The sequence below is a fragment of the Actinomycetes bacterium genome (genome assembly GCA_036000965.1).
GTDB lineage: Bacteria > Actinomycetota > CALGFH01 > CALGFH01 > CALGFH01 > DASYUT01.
In genome coordinates this window covers 1-3,307 of record DASYUT010000330.1, presented here as the reverse complement: position 1 = coordinate 3,307, position 3,307 = coordinate 1, and the positions used below count along the sequence as shown (strand labels likewise).

The 3,307-nt window shown below is 69.3% G+C and carries 3 protein-coding genes; 2 read left to right on the top strand and 1 reads right to left on the bottom strand.

Features of this window, described 5'->3' with window-relative positions:
- The first annotated feature begins 167 nt into the window (after positions 1-167).
- Entirely contained in the window at positions 168-719 is a 552-nt protein-coding gene (locus tag VG276_29920; GenBank protein ID HEV8653502.1) for a flavin reductase family protein, read from the top strand.
- 320 nt (positions 720-1,039) lie between these two features.
- On the opposite strand, the gene ltrA is transcribed toward VG276_29920, so the two are convergent.
- The gene (gene ltrA / locus VG276_29915; GenBank protein ID HEV8653501.1) at positions 1,040-2,305 is read right to left on the bottom strand and encodes a group II intron reverse transcriptase/maturase; all 1,266 of its coding nucleotides are present in this window, start codon (positions 2,303-2,305) and stop codon (positions 1,040-1,042) included.
- 813 nt (positions 2,306-3,118) lie between these two features.
- On the opposite strand from ltrA, the gene VG276_29910 reads away from it, so the two are divergent.
- Positions 3,119-3,307: hypothetical protein (locus VG276_29910; GenBank protein ID HEV8653500.1), on the top strand; the 189-nt coding region annotated here is incomplete at its 3' end.

Below are 3,307 nucleotides of genomic sequence, written 5' to 3'. Positions count from 1 at the left end.
TTCTACGACCAGCCGGTCTGGCTCCCACTGGTGGATACCCCGATTGCATGCCGTTGCCTTCAGTCAGCCAGGGGCACGCCGCTGCGACCGTTACCCACGAGCCCGCCCGACAGGTTTCGAGCGGGCGGCCGGTCGCTGGAGGGGCCAGTAACGCACAGAATGCTGGCATGGCCACCGGGGACGAACCCATCCGCATCGGGATGCAGCATCCCTTCGCCGTCCCGCCGAAGCATCGCGACCCGACTCGCCGGCTGCGCGGGCGGCTGGTGGCGCCGGTCACCGTCTGGACCGCCGGCCACCCGTCCACCGGAGCTGGTCTGACGGTCTCGTCGGTCTTGGTCGCCGAGGGGCAGCCGGCACGCCTGCTCGGCCTGATCGATCCGACCTCCGCGTTCTGGGAAGCGGTCCAGGAGACTCGCGGGTTCGTCGTGCATGTCCTTGGGGCCAGCGACCGGGCGCTGGCCGAGCGGTTCAGCGAGATCCGCCCACCGGTCCATGGTCCGTTCGATCGCTTGGAGGTGGCCCAGTCGCCATGGGGCCCGGTGCTTGGCGGGAAGCGCCCGCGCGCGGCATGTCGCCTGGCGGGATCGGTGCCAGTCGGCTACGCCGAACTGGTCGAGGGTCTGATCGAGCAGCTCGAGCTGCACGACCTCGAGGACCCGCTGGCCTACCTGCATGGAAGCTACCGGTCGGTGCGCGATCTCCCCGATCACGGCTGAACGTGGTGGTCCCTCGCCTGTACCGCCGCATAGCGCCGATCTGACCTTGCTCCCTTGTCCGCAGAGTCTTGGGTGCTGCCCGGTCGCGCCGCCGAGACCCGAGCCGACGCATGCCGGCCCAGCGGCGCCGCGACCCTCCCTGCCCGGATGCCGCTGGGTTACTGAGGGTGTCCGTGATGCTCGGTGCGTCCTGACATTGACGGGGACCAGACCATCGGCAAGGTGTCTCACGCCTGCCAGGAGGTCGCCGGGTGGCCCGGGGGAATCTCACCCCCGGGCTCCCACAGATCCGTGCGTGACAGTCTCCTGTCACACGGCTCCTACCATCCCGTCGGAAGGAAGTCGGTCGTCCATCGCCAATGGGCGAAGAGGTCAGGGGTTCGTTGCACGACCTCGTTCCACCACGCCTTGACTCGTTTGAACGCCCACAGCCGCTTGTACTTCTTGCGGGCCCAACGCCTCAGGTAGGTATTGATGCGCTTCAGGAGGGGGATCACCTGGGTCCGGTAGAAGTGGCCCCAGTAGTTCATCCAACCCCGCACGATCGGGTTGATCGCTGCCGCGAGGTCTTCCAGCGTGTCGTTGGTGCGCCGGTGCAGCCGCCAGCCGCGCACCTCCCGGCCCTTGTCGACCAGCTTGTCCCGGCTCATCGCTGGCAGGAACCCGGTGAACGTCGTCCCCTGCCGGCTGCGTGCCTTCCGGGGACCAAACGTGTACCCCAGGAACGTGAACGAGACGGCCTCGTGGTCATCCCGCCGGTTGCTGTCCTTGCAGTACACCACCCGGGTCTTGGTCGGATGCAACCTGAGCCCGACCTCGGCCAGCCGCTGGCCGATCGCGGCCTGGAGCATGCGCGCTTGCCGCTGGCTGCGACAGTGCACCACCGCGTCATCGGCGTAGCGTTCGAACCGGACGGCCGGAAACCTCCGCGCCATCCAGGTGTCGAAGGCGTAGTGGAGGAACAGGTTGGCCAGCACGGGTGAGACCGCCGACCCCTGCGGGGTCCCACGGTCGCGCTCGTGCAGGGTCCCATCGGGGTGCTGGATCGGCGCGACCAGCCACCGCTTGACATACAGCACCACCCACGGCTGGTCGGTGTTGGCCGCCACCGCCTTGACGACCAGGTCATGCGGGCAGCTGTCGAAAAACGCCTGGATGTCAAGATCGAGCACCCAGTCGCTCCTCCAGCAGCGCTGCCGGCACTTGGCGACCGCGTCGATCGCCGACCGCCCCACCCGGTAGCCATCGGAGTCGGTGTGGAAGATCTCCTCCACCCGCTGCTCCAGCCTGCCGGCGACCACGGTCTGGGCGATCCTGTCGGCGACGGTGGGCACCCCGAGCACCCGGACCCCACGACCCTTGCCTTTCGGTATCGGCACCGCCCGCACCGGCGGCGGGAAGCAGCTGCCCGACGCCATCCGATTCCAGATCCTGTACAGGTTGCCCTTCAGATCCGCCTCGAACGCCTCGACCGAGCACCCGTCCACCCCCGGCGCCCCCCGGTTGGCCCTGACCTGCTGGTACGCCTCCCAAACCTCCCACTTGGAGATCGCGAACGGCTTGTCCTTGGACGTCGGCTCGCCCACTCGACTCCTCCCGGATGGTTCCCGGTTGCCCGAACGAACTTGCCCAGATGGCCCGGCCCCTTGGCTCCACCCGCATTACCAGGCTTCGTCGCTGCTCCAGGCCGGTCCGCCAGCAGGCCCCGCGACGGTACTCAGCGCCTCGCGGTTGGCGCCGCTTGCGCGCGCTCCCTCTCGCCGCCCACACCCTGCAGTCGGCAGTGTCGGGGTCTGCCTTCCCACGTTCTACGCAAGAGCCGCAGACCGGGCTCGCGTCGCCTGCATGCCGGGCACCACCTGGCCAGTAGGCGGGCTCCCGCCAGGCTCCTCCTGAGACCGGACCACCGCCCCAGTTTTGCTGCCGTCTAGACAACTTTCGACACGTCAGCAGCGATTCGCTCACGCTCGCCTTCCCGGTCCCCACCTGACACGCTCCCGCGCGCCTTCTCCTCGACGCTCACCACCCTCGGTGTTCAGCCGAGCGCAGCTCGAGGCGGTTTGGAGCCTCCCCCCGCAGGGCGACCCCAGAGGGCCAGCAATCCTCCATCTCCTGCGCAGCACCGCATCCAGCAAGGTCACCTACCCCATCCGACCTTCCCTTCCGCGCTCGTGGCGCAATGGTCCCCTTGTCATACTGCCCGCGTTCGTCGCTGCCCGTCGAGGTGCTTGGCTGGCTGGCCGGCCGCCTCGCCCACCTGACCCCGCCCCGCCCGCCCGGGCTGGGCGGCACCCCGCCGCTGGCGTTGGCGGTCCGCCTGGACGCCGTTGGGGCGGTGATCCTGGACGGGCTGTCGTACCGGCGCGCCGGCCGGGTGGTCGGGATCTTGCAAGACCGAGGTGGGCGACAGCCTCGACCTGCTGCTGGGCGAGCTTGGCGCGCTGGGGCTGTGCCAGCCCGACGGGACGTTCATCACCACCCTCGCCGACCTGCGTCAGTGGCTGGCGGAGATGGCCCAGACCGGCGAGGCGGTGTGCGTGGACGGGCTGGCGACCCGGGTGCAACGGCCCAGGGGATGGGCCAACCAG